The organism is Staphylococcus sp. GDY8P120P (assembly GCF_017892065.1).
Lineage (GTDB): Bacteria > Bacillota > Bacilli > Staphylococcales > Staphylococcaceae > Staphylococcus > Staphylococcus nepalensis.
In genome coordinates, this window is sequence record NZ_JAESKI010000027.1 from 1 (window position 1) to 19,963 (window position 19,963).

Annotated in this window: 16 protein-coding genes, 8 tRNA genes and 1 rRNA gene; all 25 read right to left on the minus strand. The window is 35.0% G+C overall.

The window, feature by feature from the left end:
* Positions 1-104: 104 nt before the first annotated feature.
* A tRNA-Ala gene (locus KA900_RS12975) sits at positions 105-180 on the minus strand.
* 15 nt (positions 181-195) lie between these two features.
* Positions 196-269 (minus strand) — tRNA-Pro (locus KA900_RS12980).
* Between the two features lie 26 nt (positions 270-295).
* Positions 296-372, minus strand: a tRNA-Arg gene (locus tag KA900_RS12985).
* A 13-nt stretch (positions 373-385) separates the two neighbouring features.
* Positions 386-474: transfer RNA gene (locus KA900_RS12990), tRNA-Leu, on the minus strand.
* A 7-nt stretch (positions 475-481) separates the two neighbouring features.
* Positions 482-556 (minus strand) — tRNA-Gly (locus KA900_RS12995).
* Between the two features lie 14 nt (positions 557-570).
* Positions 571-643: transfer RNA gene (locus KA900_RS13000), tRNA-Lys, on the minus strand.
* 6 nt (positions 644-649) lie between these two features.
* Positions 650-725, minus strand: a tRNA-Thr gene (locus KA900_RS13005).
* A 17-nt stretch (positions 726-742) separates the two neighbouring features.
* Positions 743-818, minus strand: a tRNA-Val gene (locus KA900_RS13010).
* A 16-nt stretch (positions 819-834) separates the two neighbouring features.
* Positions 835-949 (minus strand): 5S ribosomal RNA (gene rrf, locus KA900_RS13015).
* A 499-nt stretch (positions 950-1,448) separates the two neighbouring features.
* Entirely contained in the window at positions 1,449-2,936 is a 1,488-nt protein-coding gene (lysS, locus tag KA900_RS13020; RefSeq protein WP_210139754.1) for a lysine--tRNA ligase, read from the minus strand.
* A gap of 356 nt (positions 2,937-3,292) precedes the next feature.
* Positions 3,293-3,772 carry a 2-amino-4-hydroxy-6-hydroxymethyldihydropteridine diphosphokinase gene (gene folK, locus KA900_RS13025; RefSeq protein ID WP_096810943.1) on the minus strand — a complete coding sequence of 160 codons (480 nt, stop codon included), beginning with the start codon at positions 3,770-3,772 and terminating at the stop codon, positions 3,293-3,295.
* Positions 3,772-4,137 carry a dihydroneopterin aldolase gene (gene folB, locus KA900_RS13030; RefSeq protein WP_210139755.1) on the minus strand — a complete coding sequence of 122 codons (366 nt, stop codon included), beginning with the start codon at positions 4,135-4,137 and terminating at the stop codon, positions 3,772-3,774. The genes folK and folB overlap by 1 nt, the downstream gene beginning before the upstream one ends.
* Complete coding sequence (gene folP, locus KA900_RS13035; protein ID WP_096810945.1) at positions 4,115-4,918, minus strand: dihydropteroate synthase; 804 nt, start codon at positions 4,916-4,918, stop codon at positions 4,115-4,117. Before folP ends, folB begins: the two co-directional genes overlap by 23 nt.
* A gap of 269 nt (positions 4,919-5,187) precedes the next feature.
* The gene (gene cysK / locus KA900_RS13040; RefSeq protein WP_096810946.1) at positions 5,188-6,120 is read right to left on the minus strand and encodes a cysteine synthase A; all 933 of its coding nucleotides are present in this window, start codon (positions 6,118-6,120) and stop codon (positions 5,188-5,190) included.
* A 154-nt stretch (positions 6,121-6,274) separates the two neighbouring features.
* Entirely contained in the window at positions 6,275-7,156 is an 882-nt protein-coding gene (gene hslO / locus KA900_RS13045; RefSeq protein ID WP_207573084.1) for an Hsp33 family molecular chaperone HslO, read from the minus strand.
* Between the two features lie 217 nt (positions 7,157-7,373).
* The gene (gene ftsH, locus KA900_RS13050) at positions 7,374-9,494 is read right to left on the minus strand and encodes an ATP-dependent zinc metalloprotease FtsH (protein WP_210139756.1); all 2,121 of its coding nucleotides are present in this window, start codon (positions 9,492-9,494) and stop codon (positions 7,374-7,376) included.
* Between the two features lie 291 nt (positions 9,495-9,785).
* Entirely contained in the window at positions 9,786-10,325 is a 540-nt protein-coding gene (gene hpt, locus KA900_RS13055; protein ID WP_119488061.1) for a hypoxanthine phosphoribosyltransferase, read from the minus strand.
* 4 nt (positions 10,326-10,329) lie between these two features.
* Positions 10,330-11,619: a tRNA lysidine(34) synthetase TilS gene (tilS, locus tag KA900_RS13060; protein WP_096811243.1), complete on the minus strand. Its 1,290-nt coding sequence runs from the start codon at positions 11,617-11,619 to the stop codon at positions 10,330-10,332.
* Between the two features lie 216 nt (positions 11,620-11,835).
* Positions 11,836-12,234: a S1 domain-containing RNA-binding protein gene (locus KA900_RS13065; protein ID WP_096810950.1), complete on the minus strand. Its 399-nt coding sequence runs from the start codon at positions 12,232-12,234 to the stop codon at positions 11,836-11,838.
* Positions 12,235-12,334: 100 nt separating this feature from the next.
* Positions 12,335-12,736: a septum formation initiator family protein gene (locus KA900_RS13070; protein ID WP_210139757.1), complete on the minus strand. Its 402-nt coding sequence runs from the start codon at positions 12,734-12,736 to the stop codon at positions 12,335-12,337.
* 25 nt (positions 12,737-12,761) lie between these two features.
* On the minus strand, positions 12,762-13,025 hold the full coding sequence (locus KA900_RS13075; protein ID WP_096810952.1) for an RNA-binding S4 domain-containing protein: 264 nt from the start codon (positions 13,023-13,025) through the stop codon (positions 12,762-12,764).
* Positions 13,012-14,214 (minus strand): MazG nucleotide pyrophosphohydrolase domain-containing protein, encoded by a 1,203-nt coding sequence (locus KA900_RS13080; RefSeq protein WP_210139758.1) that lies wholly within the window; start codon positions 14,212-14,214, stop codon positions 13,012-13,014. The genes KA900_RS13075 and KA900_RS13080 overlap by 14 nt, the downstream gene beginning before the upstream one ends.
* Positions 14,214-15,752 carry a polysaccharide biosynthesis protein gene (locus KA900_RS13085; RefSeq protein ID WP_210139759.1) on the minus strand — a complete coding sequence of 513 codons (1,539 nt, stop codon included), beginning with the start codon at positions 15,750-15,752 and terminating at the stop codon, positions 14,214-14,216. The genes KA900_RS13080 and KA900_RS13085 overlap by 1 nt, the downstream gene beginning before the upstream one ends.
* Positions 15,742-19,254, minus strand: a complete 3,513-nt coding sequence (gene mfd / locus KA900_RS13090) for a transcription-repair coupling factor (protein ID WP_210139760.1) — start codon at positions 19,252-19,254, stop codon at positions 15,742-15,744. Before mfd ends, KA900_RS13085 begins: the two co-directional genes overlap by 11 nt.
* The gene (pth, locus tag KA900_RS13095; protein ID WP_096810956.1) at positions 19,251-19,823 is read right to left on the minus strand and encodes an aminoacyl-tRNA hydrolase; all 573 of its coding nucleotides are present in this window, start codon (positions 19,821-19,823) and stop codon (positions 19,251-19,253) included. The genes mfd and pth overlap by 4 nt, the downstream gene beginning before the upstream one ends.
* Positions 19,824-19,963 lie beyond the last annotated feature (140 nt).

Here is a 19,963-nt window from a genome sequence, read left to right on the forward strand (position 1 = left end):
TTATCAATAACACGTTGTTTTGAATCAACATTTAATGTTGAATTCGGAATTAACGTTGACATATTGCAATTCAGTTTTCAATGTTCATTGTTTGTTTTTAAATATGGTGGAGACTAGCGGGATCGAACCGCTGACCTCCTGCGTGCAAAGCAGGCGCTCTCCCATCTGAGCTAAGCCCCCATAGTTTTATAAGAGTCGGGAAGACAGGATTCGAACCTGCGACCCCTTGGTCCCAAACCAAGTGCTCTACCAAGCTGAGCTACTTCCCGTATTTATTATAATATGCATTTTAAAATGGTGCGCCCAATAGGAGTCGAACCTATAACCGCTTGATTCGTAGTCAAGTACTCTATCCAATTGAGCTATGGGCGCTCTATTAAAATGATGGTGCCGAGGACCGGAATCGAACCGGTACGATGATCTCTCATCGCAGGATTTTAAGTCCTGTGCGTCTGCCAGTTCCGCCACCCCGGCAATATAATGGAGCAGAAGACGGGATTCGAACCCGCGACCCCGACCTTGGCAAGGTCGTATTCTACCGCTGAACTACTTCTGCAAATTGAAACTGGATGAGCCATAGAGGATTCGAACCTCTGACCCTCTGATTAAAAGTCAGATGCTCTACCAACTGAGCTAATGGCTCATGAAATGGTGCCGGCCAGAGGACTTGAACCCCCAACCTACTGATTACAAGTCAGTTGCTCTACCAATTGAGCTAGGCCGGCTATTCATTTTTAAAAGATGGTGGAGGATGACGGGTTCGAACCGCCGACCCCCTGCTTGTAAGGCAGATGCTCTCCCAGCTGAGCTAATCCTCCACATGATTATTATAAAGCCTGGCAACGTCCTACTCTTGCGGAACGTAAGTCCAACTACCATCGGCGCTAAAGAGCTTAACTTCTGTGTTCGGCATGGGAACAGGTGTGACCTCTTTGCCATTGCCACCAGACAAAATAACTTACTCAATATATGATACACGTTTTATCAAATAATTGCAACGGTCAATTTTACACTATTTTTAAAATTTCTTTAAAAATCATTTACATAAGACTCTGTTGCTTTCTCTTGAATTTGACGACTTTTATATATTACTTCATTTTTCGTTATTAGTCAATAACTTTTGTGTTTTTTATTTTTAAACTTTATATTTAAGATTTCAATGTCTCGTTTCCTCAACTCGACTTGAATAATCTTATCATATGAATATGTTAAATGCCAAACCTTTTTTAGTATAGTTTTATATTTTAATAGGCATTTATGTCCCAAATGTTTCTTATTACAAAAATTAATTAAAGTAATATTAACATATCTAATAATTAATAACAGTAATTACATTTATTCCCTATTAATAATATAAAAACTAGATCAGTTATCCCCCTATTATACAATATATACTGACCTAGTTTCTTGTTTCTATTTAATTGTGATACGTTTTTTATATAAACGGCTTATTTTTGTCTCATGTATGGGAATAATAGCACGTCACGAATCGAAGCTGAATCTGTAAGCAACATAACCAATCTATCAATACCGATACCTAGACCGCCTGTTGGAGGCATACCGTATTCTAATGCTTCAATAAAATCTTCGTCCATTTCATGTGCTTCGTCATTGCCTTCTTCTTTTTCGACTAGTTGAGCTTCAAATCTTTCTATTTGATCGATAGGGTCATTCAATTCTGTAAATGCATTGCCGTGCTCTCTGCCTACAATAAACAGTTCGAAACGATCTGTAAATCTAGGATCTTCTGGATTTTTCTTAGCTAATGGTGAAATCTCGATAGGATGTCCATATACAAATGTTGGCTGAATTAATGTTTCTTCTACTTTTTGTTCAAAGAATTCATTTAAAATGTGTCCGTATTTCATATTACCGGTGATTTCGACCCCATGTTCTTTTGCGAGTGTTTTTGCTTCTTCATCACTTTGTACGTTATAGAAGTCTACACCGGTAGTCTCCTTAACTGCATCTGCCATATGGATTCGTTTCCAGTTTGATTCTAAATCAATTACATCTTCACCATAATTAATTTTGGCAGTACCTAATACTTTATTGGAAATGTGTCTGATCATATCTTCCGTTAAATCCATAATATCATGATAATTTGCATATGCTTCATATAGTTCAATCATCGTAAATTCAGGGTTATGACGTGTAGATACGCCTTCATTTCTAAACACACGACCAATTTCATATACTTTTTCCAATCCGCCTACGATAAGGCGTTTTAAGTGTAGTTCAATTGCAATTCGCATATAAAGCGTAGCGTCTAATGCGTTATGATGTGTTACAAATGGTCTAGCAGCAGCACCACCAGCTATTTGATGCATCATCGGTGTTTCTACTTCTAAGAAACCTTGTTGGTTTAAATAGTTACGCATCTCTTGTAAAATTTTGCTTCGGTTAATAAACGTTTTTGTGCTATCTTGATTTGTAATTAAATCGAGATAGCGTTGACGATAACGTTGTTCTATATCTTGTAAACCATGGAATTTGTCTGGTAATGGACGTAATGCTTTAGTTAAAAGGACAAATGATTTAGCTTTAACTGACAACTCACCTGTTTTAGTTTTAAACATTACTCCGTCGATACCGACTATATCTCCTAAATCTGTTGAATTCCAAATATCAAATTGCTCATCACCCACTTGATCTTTTCTTACGTAAATCTGAATCTGACCAGATAGGTCTTGTACATGTGCAAAACCAGCTTTACCTTTACCACGTTTTGTCATGACACGTCCAGCGATGCTAACATGGCTCTCTTCTTCTTTTTCTTGCAATTCTTCTTTTGTAAATTGGTCCCAATCTTCATGTAATGGTGTAGCCATTGAAGTTCTTTCAAATTTTTGACCAAACGGATCGATACCTAAATCATATAGTTCTTGCATTTTTTGACGACGTACTTGCATTTGGTCGTTCATTTCTTCTGACATAACTTTCTCTCCTTTATGCTTCTTGTTCCACATTTTTAGTTTCTTTATTTTTTACTTATTGTTAGAAATTGTGAATCATCTATATCATTTCTTATTTAGTTTCTTTTTGATTTAAAACATTTCTAACTTTGTCTTACTATGAAAAAATTTAAATACGCTGGATACATATTTACACATTCTCATTATGACAACTTTTTTCTCTTTTCAATTCTACTAGACGTTGCAAACGTAATAAAGGGATTAAAAATTCATCTTTTGTAGAAAACACGTCAACAAGTTGTTTAGTTTGTACCAACACATAATAAATGATTCAAAGCTCAACTCATACTTCTGAGCAATTACGCTCTATCTACCTCTCAATTTTGATACTTCTTAACTGAGTTATCAGTTGTCACTAAATTACCCACCTTTTTATTAGTGAGTGGCACAATACAATCTGATGCGATGTCATTTAATGGGATAAGCACAAATGAGCGATCCAACATGCGTGGATGCGGCACAATCAAATCATCTTCTTCAATGACTTGATCACCATATAATAAAACATCGACATCTAAAGTTCTAGGGCCCCATCGTATATCTCTCACTCTGTGCAGTTGTTGCTCTGTATCAAGACATGCGTTCAATAAGGCGTGTGGTTTTAGTGACGTTTGAATTTCAATGCATTGATTTAAAAATTGAGGTTGGTCGACATACCCAACAGGTTCAGTTTCATATATTGGCGATATTTGCGTTACATGGATGCCATCTTTTTCATTCAAAATACGAATGGCCTTCTTAAGTTGTACTTCTCTTTCTCCAACGTTACTTCCTAACCCTAAATATGCATATTCCATTAGAAATTCTCCCTCACTATTTCTATACCTACACCATTATAATGACCTGGTATAGGAGGATTTTCCTTAGTGATCCTAACTTTCGTTTCCATTACACGATTATAGTGTGAATTTATACGTTTTGCAATACGTTCAGCTAGATGCTCTACTAAATTTACTGGTTTACTTTCCATGATTGCTTTAATTTCATCATATATATCACCATAGTGAACTGTATCAGTGACTTGATCAGTTTTACCAGCAATACTCAAATCCACTTTCATTGTTACATCTACAATAAATATTTGGCCAATTTCATTTTCTGCTGGTAAAGCGCCATGGTAACAATAAAACTTCATACCATTAAGAAAGATTGTATCGTGCATACTCATTCTCCTTTAAATAATCCATACTTTGTCCTAAACGAGCATTGAGTACAACGTTATGCACTCTTACACCTTTAACGCCTTTCATTATACCATATGCAGTCGTGGCTGCTGTCGCTTCATCTCTTTCAGTCGCTTTGGTATCTTTATCAACCATTTCTTTAATAAATCTTTTTCTACTCGTCGCTAATAATACAGGATAGTCTGTAGCTACTAATTCATCTAATCGAGCCATTACTTCTTGTTCTTCTTCTCTGGTTTTAGCAAAACCAATACCCGGGTCAACCCAAACTTTCTCTTGAGGAATGCCAGCCATTTCCGCTTTGTTAGCTTGTTTTAATAAATATAAGAGCATTTCTTCCACAACAGGTTCTGACCTCTGACCATCACCATTATGCATCAGTACAATTTCACCTTCATATTTGGCTACAACGTCGAATATTTTTTCGTCATACAAACCAGCCCATTGATCATTAATCATAGTTGCGCCTAATTTCATTGCAGCTTCTGCAATCTCACTTCTATATGTATCAATAGAAAGTTGAATATCAAATTGATTTAACGCTTTTACAACAGGAATTACGCGTTCCAATTCTTCTGTCACGCTAATTTCTTCATAGCCTGGACGTGTAGATATACCGCCTATATCTATGATATCTACACCTTCATCAATCATTTCTTCAGCTCTTTTGATTGCTTTTTCTACAGAATTATATTTACCGCCATCAGAAAATGAATCTGGGGTCACATTTAATATGCCCATAATTTTTGTATGTGCCATAGTCACTTCTTCCTTTCACGCTTAGATGCTCCATTAGCATTATAATTACTATTCTATAATAACGCTAATTATTATTTTTTTCAGTAAACAATGCTTAAACCATTTATAAGAAACAATTAACGAGATGCTCATTTTTAAAAAGAAACCTAGTGGTCATTTAATTGACTTTTGCATTTCAATATAAAATCAACCAATTGTTTTCCTTGAACGATTATTAATACTAAAAAAACCGATCGCGTATATACACGACCGGTTAGGAAAAATAAAATTTAATCTTCAAATGAATATAACGGTGTAGAAAGGTAACGTTCACCATTACTTGGTAATACAGTGACTACTGTTTTACCTTTACCTAATGATTTAGCTTTTTCTAAAGCTGCATAAATTGCTGCACCAGAAGAAATACCACCTAGGATACCCTCTTCTTTAGCAACTTTACGAGACATATCCATTGCTGTTTCGTTACCAACTTTGATTACTTCATCATAAACATTTGTATCTAGTGTGTCTGGTACAAAACCAGCCCCTAAGCCTTGTAATTTATGTGGACCAGGTTCTCCACCACTTAGTACAGGAGAATCTTCTGGTTCAATCGCCACAAGATTAATGTCAGGATATTTTTCTTTCAATACTTTACCGGCACCAGTCAATGTACCCCCAGTACCAACACCTGCTAAGAAAGAATCAATTGTTTTTCCTTCAAACTGTTCGACCAATTCTGGACCAGTTGTCAATTCATGTACGCGTGGATTAGCCGGGTTTTCGAATTGTTGTGGTTCATAATAACCGTATTCTTCTTTTAGTTCTTTCGCTTTTTTAATAGCACCTTTCATCGCTTCTGCCCCTGGTGTTAAAACCACTTCTGCACCGTAAGCTTTCAATAGATTACGACGCTCTTGGCTCATTGTTTCAGGCATCGTAAATACTGCATTATAACCTTTAGCAGCACATACAAAAGCTAATCCGATGCCTGTATTACCACTCGTTGGTTCGACAATTGTATCACCTGGTTTAATCTTACCTTCTTTTTCGGCTGCTTCAATCATCGCTAAGGCAATACGGTCTTTAACTGAGCCCGCTGGGTTTTGGTACTCTAGTTTTACGTAAACATCTGCTGAATTTTCATCCACCACATTATTTAATTTAACTACCGGCGTATTGCCAATAATTTCGACGATATTATTTACTGGTTTATTTGTCATAAGTATTGCTCCTTTTCATTAAAAAGTCTAAAACCTACTTTTTCTATCGGATATACTTTTCATTTTATCAGATTTTGTTTTGAATACAACTGAGAAGATTGAATATTGCAATATTTTTATAATATGCTACTGTTACACTTCTATTTTATAGCAATTATTGCATCTTTTCTAATAATTCCTGTAATTCGCTTTCTGAATATTGATATTTGTTTCTGCAAAAGTGACATTCTGCCTCTGCGCCATGATCTTCATTAATCATGCTTTCTATTTCAGCTTGGCCGAGGCCTTTGATTGCATTCAAGAATTTTTCATGACCACAATTACATTCAAAACTTGTAAGCATATTTTCTAAAATTTGTACATTATCTTCTCCTAGTACTTCAAATAGAATTTCTTCAGGTGTTAAGCCTTGATCAATCAATTTAGAAACTGGCGTCATGTTATTGATAACTTCTTCCAACTTATTAATCGTTTCTTCTTCAGCACCAGGCATAACTTGAATAATAAAACCGCCAGCTGCTTTGATAGAATTATCAGGGTTTACTAGTACACCTAAACCAACAGATGAGGGTGTTTGTTCACTTTTAGCAAAATAGTAAGTGAAATCATCCCCCAATTCACCGGATACAAGTGGACTTGAACCTGAAAAATAGTCTTTCAAGCCAACATCTTTTACTACTGTTAATGCGCCATTACTGCCTACCGCACGGCCAACATCTAATTTACCTACGTTATTTAAAGGAAAATGTGTTTGTGGGTTTGTTACATATCCTCTCACGTGGCCATTAGCATCTGCATCAGCAATGATTTTTCCAATCGGGCCTTGGCCATCCACGGTAACTGTTAATTTTTGTTCTCCTTTAAGCATAGCCCCCATCATTAATGTAGCAGTCATTGTTCTGCCAAGTGCTGCAGATGCTGTTGGCCAAGTATAATGTCTTGTTTGCGCTTCTTGTACGCTTTCTGTAGTTAAGGCACTATATGCTCTTATTTGTCCTCCATAAGCTAATGCTTTAACAATATAATCGTTTGTCATTTCTGTAATTACTCCTTTGATTTATTTTAATGTTTAAATTCATTTTTTAGTTTTCATTTAGAACTTTTTACTACTTTTTATCAATGCAATTTATTGTAATTGTTCAGGCAAAAAATTGCTACATATCTGTTTATAATGTTTATTTAAAAAATAAGTAACCATAAAAAGCTTCTTTCTACATCAATATGATAGCAGAAAGAAGCTTTTCGTTCAGTTATTAATTTCTATTGCTTGGATCATTAGGATCGCTTGGATTGCTTGGTTTATCAATGTTCGGCGGTTGTTCATGACCTGTGTCTTCATCAGAATCATCATCGCCGTCGTGTTGTCTTTCTTCTTTTTCTTTATCGATATCTTCTTCTTCTTTGCGGTCTTCTTCTTGTTGTTTATTACCGATGTCTCGTTGCTCTTTACGGACATCTTCATAAGATTTACCGTATTTACCTTCTTTAAATTCTTTTTCTTGATCACTCACAACTTTCGCTGCATCATAATCCACTTCAGGAAGTACACCATCATAGAATAGTGAATGAATTTGTTCAGCAACTAATGTTTCTTCTTTTAATAAAGACTCTGCAATTAAAATTAATTGTGATTGATGTTCTAAAAGAATGTCTTTACAACGTTCATATTGCTCTTTGATGATACGTTGGACTTCTTTATCGATTTCATAAGCAATTTGACCAGAGTATTCTGGTTCGCCTTGCATATCTTTACCTAAGAATACTTGTCCACTGCCACTGCTTGAGAATTGAACTGTACCGAGTTTCTTACTCATACCATATTCAGTAACCATTTGACGCGCGATTTGTGTTGCACGTTCAAAGTCATTTGAAGCACCAGTTGATACTTCGTTGAAGTTAATATCTTCAGAAACACGTCCGCCTAGCAAGCCACAAATTTTATCTAATAACTCTGGTTCAGTCATTAAGAAACGATCTTGTTTTGGTAACATCATTGCGTAACCGCCAGCTTGTCCACGTGGCACAATAGTCACTTTATGGACAACCTCTGCTTCATCAAGTACCATACCAATAATCGTATGACCTGCTTCGTGGTGCGCCACAATATTACGTTCTTTTTCTGAAATAACACGTGATTTTTTAGCAGGGCCAGCAATAACACGGTCAGTAGCCTCTTCTATATCACGCATGTCGATTTTCTTCTTACCTTCACGCACTGCAACTAATGATGCTTCGTTTAATAAGTTTTCTAAATCTGCACCTGAGAAGCCAGGTGTTCTTTGAGACACTGCTTTTAAATCCACTGTTTCATCAAGTGGTTTATTTCTAGCATGAACATGTAAAATGGCTTCACGCCCTTTGACATCTGGACGGCCGACTTGGATTTGTCTATCGAAACGACCTGGACGTAATAATGCCGGGTCTAAAATATCAGGTCTGTTTGTAGCGGCAATCATAATGATACCTTCATTTTCACCAAAACCATCCATTTCAACTAGCAATTGGTTTAATGTTTGTTCACGTTCATCGTGACCGCCACCTACACCAGCGCCACGTTGACGACCAACTGCATCGAGCTCATCAATAAAGATAATACAAGGTGCGTTTTTCTTAGCATTTTCAAACAAGTCACGTACACGGCTTGCACCGACACCTACAAACATCTCAACGAAGTCTGAACCACTGATTGAGAAGAATGGCGTACCTGCTTCACCAGCTACTGCACGCGCTAATAATGTTTTACCGGTACCTGGAGGCCCAACGAGTAAAACACCTTTTGGAATTCTAGAACCCATTTGTTTAAATTGTTTATTATCTTTTAAGAAGTCTACAATTTCTATTAATTCTTGTTTTTCTTCTTCTGCACCCGCTACATCTGAGAAGCGTACACGTTTTTTCTGGCTATCGTACATTTTAGCTTTGGACTTACCAAAGTTCATCATACGGCCACCACCGCCGCCGCCTCCTTGTGCTTGGCTAAGGAAGAAAATAAATAATAAGGCAATGATTAATACAGGAATTAATGTAGTTAAAATACTTACAAATACACTTTGTTTTTCTTCTTCTTTAACTGTAAATTTCAATCCATCTTGATTTTGTGCTTTGTCTGTTATTTTTTCAAGCTCTTTATCATTGTTATATAAAATTGTTGAAGAATAATCTTCATCATTTTTAGTTTTACCACTTACCATATATACATTTTGTTCAGGTTGAATTTCTAATGATTTTAGTTCACCTTTATCCAGTTGCTTAACAAATTGGTTATAAGTAAGCTGTTTTGGCATATTTCCGTTACCATTTAGCCACGAAAACAAACCAAATATAATAACGCCAATGATTGCGATAACTAGCACGTTACGAAAGGCTTTCTGCATGCGTCGTTTCCTCCTACTTCAATAATAAAACTAACAAAAATTGTAACACAATACATAAGTTTCAGGCCAGTAATTATACTTTTTGTACATATGTTAAGACCTTTGTTAATTTTTTACTTTAATAATTTTTTAGATAAGATATACAAATGTTAAAACATACGCTTTATTAAACTTCTAAAAGTTTATGTATAGGCGAGTCAATTAAGTTAACATCACTATGTATATTAACTTATATTATCTAATTACGTTTTATAGTATATAACAATATTTCATCCGATTAAATTGTACTGCTTACTTTGAATAAATTTCTGGTTTAAGTGTGCCGATAAACGGTAGGTTTCTGTATTTCTCAGCGTAATCTAAGCCATAACCCACAACGAATTCATCTGGTATCTTTTGACCCACATATTTGGCTTCGATATCTGCTTTGCGTCGGTTTGGCTTATCTAACAATGTTACAATTTCAAGTGAGTTTACTTTTCTTGATTCTAATAATTCTGTAATTGATTTTAAAGTTGTCCCTGTTTCTAAAATATCTTCGATAATTAAAAGATCTTTCCCTTCTATAGAAGCACTCAAGTCTTTTAATATTTGTACTTCACCAGTAGACTCTGTCCCACCATGATAACTAGAAACATCCATAAAATCGATAGCTAGGTGTGTATCGATGTGTTTAATAAGGTCTGTCATAAACATTACTGAACCTTTTAAAATACCTATGCAAACAAGTGGCTTACCAGCGTATGCTTCAGTGATTTTCGCTCCTAAATCTTTGCATATGCCTTCTATTTCTGCCTCGTCTAATAACACTTCTTTTAAATCATCTCGCATATTTTCATTCCTCTCCCATATTTCGTATAAAAATAGATGTTTTATATTTATTATTTAAATATAACGTACCTACCGCAATAATTTCATCATCTGCATTAACTAAAATCGGTAACTGATTTCGTTCGGTTTGTATAATTTTATAATCAATAAGTAACCTACTAACCTTTTTGTGGCCTTGTACACCATTTAGTTTGAATTTATCCCCATCGTTTCTTGTTCTGACGAGTAATGGGTAACACTCATTTGGAAAATCATTCGTAATATCAATACTATAATGACCATAGTTATATACACCTGGGTGTTGAATCTGTATTGGCACAAGAGATTCATTATAATTTGCCATTATTATAAATTTATCATAAGCGATATAAATATTCCATTTATCTGTCGTATATAATGTGCATTGACTTACATGATTTTCAATTTGCCTGAACCAAGATTCATACATTTTTTCTGTCATCGGTTTTAATATACCTAATTTCGAAACAATTATATCTAATATGATTGTTTTCAAATTATGATTTAAATTAGAAAATAAGTCTCTTGGGATTACTATTTCTCTCTTATTAGCAATACCTTTAACATACATTTCAATAAAATGATTTGCTTCTTTTTTAAGGTCTTCTAGTTGTGTGTCATGCCATGCTTTCAATTTTAACAATTGTTTTGTCGACAAATGGCAGTTACGTTCTATTGCTGGTAAAATACGATTACGAATATCATTTCGTACATACTGATTTTCAGCATTCGTTTCGTCTTCATAATAAGGAACTTCATGCAAGCGCTGGTAATTTCGAATCTCAGCTTTAGTTATTTCTAACAGAGGTTTGCACAATGCATATGACCCTCTTGCAGTAAGATACGACATACCCAAACTACTTCGAGTGGAACGCCCAGTCATCAATCGATAAAAAATCGTCTCAATTTGGTCGTCTTGATGATGTGCCGTTAATAAAATATCTGCGCCAAGTTTTTCCATCATATCATCAAACCACTCGTAGCGTTTTAATCGAGCGATGCTTTCAATACTATTCCCTTTCTCAACGACATTCGATAAGTCTAAATGATGCACGTATAGGGGAATTTGGTATGAAGTACAGAAATGTTTTATAAATGTTTCTTCTTCCTTTGCAACATCGCGAATATGGTGATTCACATGTAAGCACGTTAGTTTACGATATGTTTGAGATAAATCAGTTATTAATTGATGCAATAATGCCATACTATCTATGCCTGTAGAAACAGCCAACACAATATGTTGATGCCCATCCCAACCGGCCGTGTTAATCTTCATCATAGCTTACCTCCTTTATCATAATATGAAAGTACTCCGTATCGCTAATTATTGGTACGATTGGTAAGTCTATATACAACAAAAAAGAGACTGTTTCCTTAAGCAAGAAAACAGTCTTATATTGTTAAAGTCAAACTTAATTTAGAATCATAATAAATGTTGTACTTAAGCAATTAATTTAAGTTCTCTTGGGAACAGTCTTATTTTATATATTTTTTAGCGTCTAGTGCCTTTTCCGCCACGTCTAGATTCAGTTTGACGTTTAATAGAAGTTAGCTTATCTTCGCTATCTTTTAAGAAGTTTGTTAATTTCTTTTCAAAATCCTCACCTTTAGGCTGAGATTGTTTATGATTTGGTTTGTTTTGAGGTCTACGTGGACGATCTTTTGCTTTTTTAATTGATAAACTAATTTTTCCGTCATCAGCAATTGAAAGCACTTTAACTTCAACTTCCTCACCAACAGATAAGTGATCCTCTACGTTTTCAACGTAATTATCTGCAACTTCACTTATGTGAACTAAGCCACTTTTTCCTTCTGGAAGCTCGACGAAAGCGCCAAACTTTTTAATTCCAGTGACTTTACCTTTAAGCTTGTTTCCTACTTCGATTGACATATTATAAATAAATCCTCCCGATTTGTTTCGATTTTAATCCTATTATATGCCTGTTTGCATAAATTAACAATGGTATAATGATGCAAAAAATTAATTTCAATTATTTACTATCTTTTTTATCTTTAGATTTAGAGTCAGACTTATTATCGCTAGGCAATTTAAAAATAACTTCCCCGTCGTTACTTAAATAGTAATCATCTCGTGCAACTTTTTCAATATAATCTTTATCATTCAAATTATTTAATTGCTCCTTCAACGCTAATTCTTCATCTTGTTGTTTTTGATATTTTTGTTCTTTTTGTTGACGTTCGGCTGCATCTTCACTATTACTTTGTTTTTGAGTGACAAGCATTACAGATAAAATAATGATAATGAGTAGTAAGATACCGCCAAATAAAGTGATACGTCTGCGAATGACACGTTTTCTCGTTTGTTTTTGTTGCTTTTTTTTATTTTCTGATGAAGTATACGTATTCCTTATATTTTCAACTTTTTTACTCAATTGCTTGTCACCTCTCTTTCTATATTTATATTTCACTTACTTTTTCTTCTTTAATTAATTCGTACATGCCTTTTGCATTTTCTTTCGTTGCATGTTCACTTAATCCTGTTACTTTAATTGTTACCACTTTTTGCCCAAATCGAACAACAAGTTCGTCAGATTCTTTAACATCTGTGCCTGCTTTAGCAACTGATCCATTGACAGTGACACGTCCTTGGTCACTGATTTCTTTTGCCAACGTACGACGTTTTACCAACCTTGAAACTTTAAGATATTTATCTAATCTCATCCCTTTTCCCTCCTTGCTCTAAAATTTGCTTTAAGTCCGCTTCACTTAATGACATATTTTTGGTTTTATCATACAACGCTAAGAAGTGGTCTGCAAATACTTTTTCAAACTTAACACGTTGTTTCTTTCCTTCTTTCGATTTCGCATCGGACCATATATTTTTTAAATCTTCTTCCGTTTCTGCTTTAGCATCATTAAAAACATGTGGGTGTCTGCGTATCATTTTTTCTGAAAGACTTTGAATCACTTCGTATATATCGATGTAGTCTTCTTTTTTACCTATACTTGCATGGAGCAACACCTGTAAAAGTATATCTCCTAACTCTTCAATCATATGCCAGTCATCTTCATTATCGATGGCTTCAAATAATTCAAATGTTTCTTCCAATAAATAACGTTTTAACGTGTGATGTGTTTGCACTTTATCCCATGGACAGCCTGTTTCCTCATCCACAAGTCGTTCTATAATACTAACTGCGTAGTCAAAATCACTATAATATGCTACTTCTTTTTCAACTTTCGGAATAAATACACTGGTTATGTTATTAAAAGCGTCGCTATAATGGTCTAATTCGTATAAAGGCGTGGCAATTACGTTGGCCTTGTTGTTTCTGGCTCCGTCCACAATATATACCATTTGTTCATCACTATAGCGTTCCATCAATGTTACTTTTAAATCGCCAGCAACCATCGAACTATAAACTTGCGTAACCAATGTATGTGTTCGGATATTCAGCTGTTCAGTTTGTATATCTGTTGCATCTAACATGGTAAAGCCATCATTCGGGTCAACTTTTATAGCTTCAAATATATCGTCTATAAAACTTTTTCCGCCTAAAATTTCAACTTCAACATCAGCATGTGTTTGGGCATATTGCTCTAATTTCACTGTCGTCGTTTCAGCTACACGCGGATGACCCGGCACCGTATATACAATGTCGCGTTCATTTACAGCGCTTATTAATTGCGACACAATTGATTCATACACTTCTTCAAAGGATTGGTTGTTTTGATATGCTTGGTCAAAACTATCGAATTGAATACCTTCCATCGTTAAGTCTTGAATAACTGGATGCTCTAATGTACGTGTATATACTAACGTTTGTTGTTTTAAAAATTTATAAATACCTAAAGGTAAATCATCTACACCATAATTGCCTAGCCCAACAATTGTGATTTTATTTGTCATTAACGTTTCCCTCTTTTCATGTGGAATAGCTTATCTCCAAAAGGTAAATGCTTAAGTTCTCTAAAGCTTAATAAATTCAGACGTACAATAGCAAATATCACCACACTTATGCCCATAAATGCTGCTATCGCTAACTCAACTAATCCTTCAACTCTTCCTTCACCTGGGATAAGAAGTAATACAATTTGTACGGCAAACGATAGCATCACCATTGTGAGCAGTAATTTAAAGATAAATTTTTGCATCGCTTGAAAATGATACGCTTTTAATACTTGGATATGCAATATCCAAACAAATACAATAAGTGATAGTACAGTACTCAGACTTGCGCCTATTATTGAAAGTTGCGGTATTAACACAAGGTTTAATATCGTTTTAATAACAATGCCAGCGCAGAACGCTAATAATATCATTCTCACTTGATTTTTCACTTGTAGTAACGCAATATCCATCATTATGAGAGACACACATATGACTGTAAGCATATAAATTGAAAGCGTTCCGTTTAAGCTATCGTTTTTAAAAAACACATGGTTCATGATTGGAAGCAAATTGATTAAACCAACGGCAGCTGACACACTAAATAAGATGGTTATCTTTATAGACGCATTAGCATAACGATTCATGCGCATATATTGTTTCGTTTTTATCGCATCAGTCAGTAGTGGAATAAGCACAAAACAAAATGTAGTTGTTACAATCAAACCCATCTGAATAAATGAAGCGCCTCGGTCAAAAATTCCTTTTTGAACTGTAGCTGCTTCAAAACCTAGGCCCATATACTGAAGTGAACGTATTATTGTAAAGCTATCAACTACTTGCCATACAATAACAATCAATTGACTTACTGCAAAAACGATAATTCCAAGCGTTAATTTTTTCCAAGCTACATGGTTTCCTGTATATGTGCGTGTTAATTTAAATGGTCTGCGTTGTATCAGAAATAGGCTTGAAACTAAAAAACCTATTGCAGAGCCAAGAATCGCTAATGTACCCGCTTGGTAAATATCCCATGACTGACTTGTGAACATCACGATAGCAGCCATTATAATTGCTACACGAATAAACTGCTCTATTACCTGTGAAATAGCTGGCGTGTTCATATGTCGGTGCGCCTGGTAATACCCACGATATACACCGAGGACACCAACAAATAAAAAGCTAACACTTGCCGCTCTTAACATGGGTGCTAAATTGATATCTCCCATCAGTAGTGCCACCCAATGGGCACAAATGAACATTAGAAAGAAAAATACAATACCTATATATTGCAAACTTAGTAATACGCGAGTGTATTGACTGGCTTGACCGTTCACACCGAAAGTTTGAGTTACAGCACTTGGGATTGCATTCATTGTTAAAATAACGCCTAATGCTACAATTGGATAAACTTGTTGGTAAGCGTATAATCCCTCGTCCCCTAGTATATTTTGATATGGAACGCGATACAAAGCACTAAGTACCTTGACGATAATAAGTGCTATCGTAAGTACAACGACACCATTAAAAGTATTTGGTGTGTCAAATTTAGTTTTCATCCGGTATAACCATACTTTCTTCTAAACATTTTGCTAAGAATTTTAAGTTATCTAACCAAGCTTTACCTTTATTTAACGTCACTTTCATTTTACCATCTTGAACGCCAACTTTCATTGCACGCCCTAAAGGTTGTGTTTGTTTAAAGAGTGTTTCACCATTTATATCAGTAGTCCCTTTTTCAGATAAATCAATTTCAATTTTTTTACCCATATCTTTAATTAGTGTTACTCCTGCGTGCAATGCATATACTTTAATTTCCATCATTTCTAATAATCTTTCAACTTCAACAGGATAGTCGTTGAAGCGGTCTATGAGCTCATCTTTAATGTCCATCAATTGTGATTTTGTTTCAATTTTACGCAGTTTTTTATAAATTTCAATTTTAGCCTGTTCATTTGGAATATATTCTGCTGGTAAATAAGCATCAATATTTAATTCTATTTCAACTTCTGGTACGTCAGGTTTTTCTTCTTTAATACCGCGTTTTTCATTAACGGCTTCTTCTAACATTTGGGAATATAAATCAAAGCCTACTGAATCAATAAACCCATGCTGTTGCTTACCTAAAAGGTTACCAGCACCACGAATATTCAAATCACGCATAGCGATCTTAAAACCTGAACCTAATTCAGTGAATTCTTTAATTGCTTGTAATCTTTCTTCCGCAGTTTCTGATAACACTTTATTAGAAGGGTGTAAGAAATACGCATAACCAATACGACTTGAGCGTCCCACGCGTCCTCGTAATTGATATAATTGACTAAGCCCAAATTTGTCAGCATCCTCAATAATTAAGGTGTTCGCATTTGGGACATCTACGCCCGTTTCAATTATTGTTGTTGTGACAAGAATATCAAATTCATGATTGATAAAACTCAACATAGTTTCTTCTAAGTCTCGTTCATTCATTTGTCCATGCGCTACGCCAATATTGGCGTCTGGCATTAACATTTGTAACTGTTCTCGTTTCTCATAAATCGATTGGACTTTATTATATAAATAAAACACTTGTCCATCTCTTGAAAGTTCTCTTTCCAAAGCTTCTTTAATAAAATTCATATTTTGTTCTAACACATAAGTTTGGACTGGAAAACGATTTTCTGGTGGTGTTTCGATCACTGATAAATCACGAACACCTAACATACTCATATGCAACGTTCTTGGGATAGGCGTTGCTGTTAGTGTTAATACATCAACATTGGCCTTAAGTGATTTAATTTTTTCCTTATGTCGCACACCAAATCGTTGTTCTTCGTCGACAATTAATAATCCTAAATCCTTATAATGGATATCTTTACCTAATAGTTTGTGTGTACCTACAACAATATCCACCTCACCTGATTTCAAACCTTCTTTAACTTCTTTAACTTCTTTGGTAGTTCTAAATCTACTAATGAGTTGAATTTCTATTGGGAAATCTTGCATACGTTCTATTAACGTTTCATAATGTTGTTGCGCTAATATTGTCGTAGGCACAAGGAATGCTACCTGCTTACCTTCCATAACTGCTTTAAACGCTGCTCGAACGGCGACTTCTGTTTTACCGTAACCAACATCACCGCATAACAGTCTGTCCATTGGTCGCTCAACTTCCATATCTTGCTTAATTTCTTCAATCGATTTTCCTTGGTCGGGTGTCAATTCATAAGGGAAATCTATTTCAAAATCATTTTGCTGTGGTGTATCTGGCCCATATTTATACCCAACTGACATTTCTCTTTCTTTATATAGTTCTATTAATTCATCAGCCATATCTTCAACATTTTGTTGAACCTTGGCTTTTGTTTTTTTCCATTCGGTGCCCCCGAGTTTGTTTAACTTGGGTGACTTGTCTTCGGAAGCCACGTATTTTTGTACTTGATCCATTTGATCGACGGGTACAAATAATTGGTCGGTTCCTTTATATTGCAGTTTGATATAATCTTTATGAACGCCTCCAACTTCAAGGGTTTCAACACCTAAATATTTACCGACACCATGATGCACGTGGACCACAAAATCTCCAACTTTTAAATCTTGATAGGATTTAATTTTCTCTGCATTGGTTAATTTTTTATGTTGTTTCGCTTTTTTCTTCTGCTTAGATTTAAAAAGCTCACGTTCTGTTACAACGGCTAACTGCATATAAGGTAATTCAAAACCTTCTGACAAACTACCTTCAGTGATAATTGCGCTACCACCTTCAACCTGTGGGCTTGGTGTATCGATAAACGTTGGTATATGCATTTCATTTAACATTGATTGGATGCGCTCTTTTTTTAATTCAGTTTCTGCTAATACGATGACAGTATAATCATTCTGAATAAAACGCTGAAATTCTGAACGCATAATATCATATTGACCGTAAAATTGTTGTACCGGTTTACAAGAAAACTTAATGATATCATTCAATTCTACAGACATGGTCGTAGTAAATAGCGTAAAGTACGTGACTGGATATTGTTTTAATAAAGATTCAAAACCATCATATTGTAAAAAGTTTTGACCCATAAACCCTTTACCACTCTCGATTAAACCTTGCATAAATTCATCCGCTTCAGAAATCAGGTTTGTTTCTGTTTCTTTAATACGATTGTATTCATCAACAGCAACTATGGCATCATCTTTGAAATAATCAATAATGGTTGCAGGTTCTTCATACATAAACGCTACAAGCCTACGTAGTACTTGATGATCAAATAAAGAAGATTCAAACAGCTGAAAGCTTTCATAAGTCTCTTTCAAATCATTACGTACTGATTTATCTATTTTAGGACCCGTATATTCATATGCTTCTTTTAACTTTAATTTTGTGTGTTTCAATACATCATCAGTAATGATATAATCACTGGCCGTTGTGATTTCTACTTGATCTAAATTAGCCTCTGAGCGTTGTGTTTCCACATCAAAGTGGCGAATAGAATCTACTTCTGTATCGAACAGTTCAATTCGTACAGGCATGCCTATCAATGGGTATATATCAATAATCCCCCCACGTAAAGAAAATTCCCCAATATGTGAGACAACACTTTCTCTTCGATATCCCATGTTCACAAGTTTATTTAAAAATTCATCAACGTCTATATCGTCGCCAATAGCTAGTCTAAGTTGATGCGATTGCCACATTTCAACTGGTGTTAACCACTTTTTCAATCCGTTTAAAGGCACGATAAACAAGCCTCTCTTTTCTTGAGCAAGCGCAGTTAATGTGCGCACACGTTCACTCATAAATTGAGGGCTTTGTGTTGAAAATTCTTCTGTCATAATATCTTGCATTGGATATTTGTATATATCATCAGCGTCTATATATTGAAGCAAATCGCTTTCTAACTTATCGGCTTGATATAAATTATTTGTTATCACAAGCATTTGTTTAGGGCTGTGAATAAACTTTTCAGCTATAATGGTCGCTTTGGCAGAACTAGATAATCCTGTTACTAATACATTTTCTTCACCAAATACTGCATTCAATTCTTGGTAACGTTTATCTTCTTTAATATATTCTGTAATTATTGATTTCACTTGACCTCACCATTAAACTCATTCATCACATGATCAAAACGAGCGCTTTCAATATATGCTTCTACTGCACGTGCTGAATGTTCTATTACTTTATTCATTGTTTCCATTTCTTGTTTTGTAAACCTTTGTAAAACATAATCAACGATAGACATGCCATTGGAAGGACGATCCACTCCTATTCTAATACGTTTAAATTGATCTGTACCTAAAGATTGTATAATCGATTTCATACCGTTATGACCACCAGCGCTTCCTTTTTGTCGCAAGCGAATCTCACCTTGTGGTAAATCTAAATCATCATATAGTACGAGTAAATCGTCTACATCAATATCATAATACTTCATCAGCGGTCCTACTGCTTCACCAGATAAATTCATCATCGTCATCGGTTCAATAAACATAACTTTTTCACCCGCTAAACGTTCTATGGTATAAGCACCTTTATATTTTTGTTTATCTAATTTAAATTGGTTTTGTTCTAACATATAATCAACGACTTCAAACCCAATATTATGTTTGGTTTGCTCGAAGCGTTTGCCTATATTGCCTAAACCTACAATACATTTCATTACGTTACCTCCAATAATTATTAATCGTCATATATTTTTGTTATTTTGTAACTTTATCATGTCACTCATTTTTGTAATCATATCATTCACTATATTAACATAAAAAAACACCAGCTTAACGAATTAAGCATGGTGCTTTT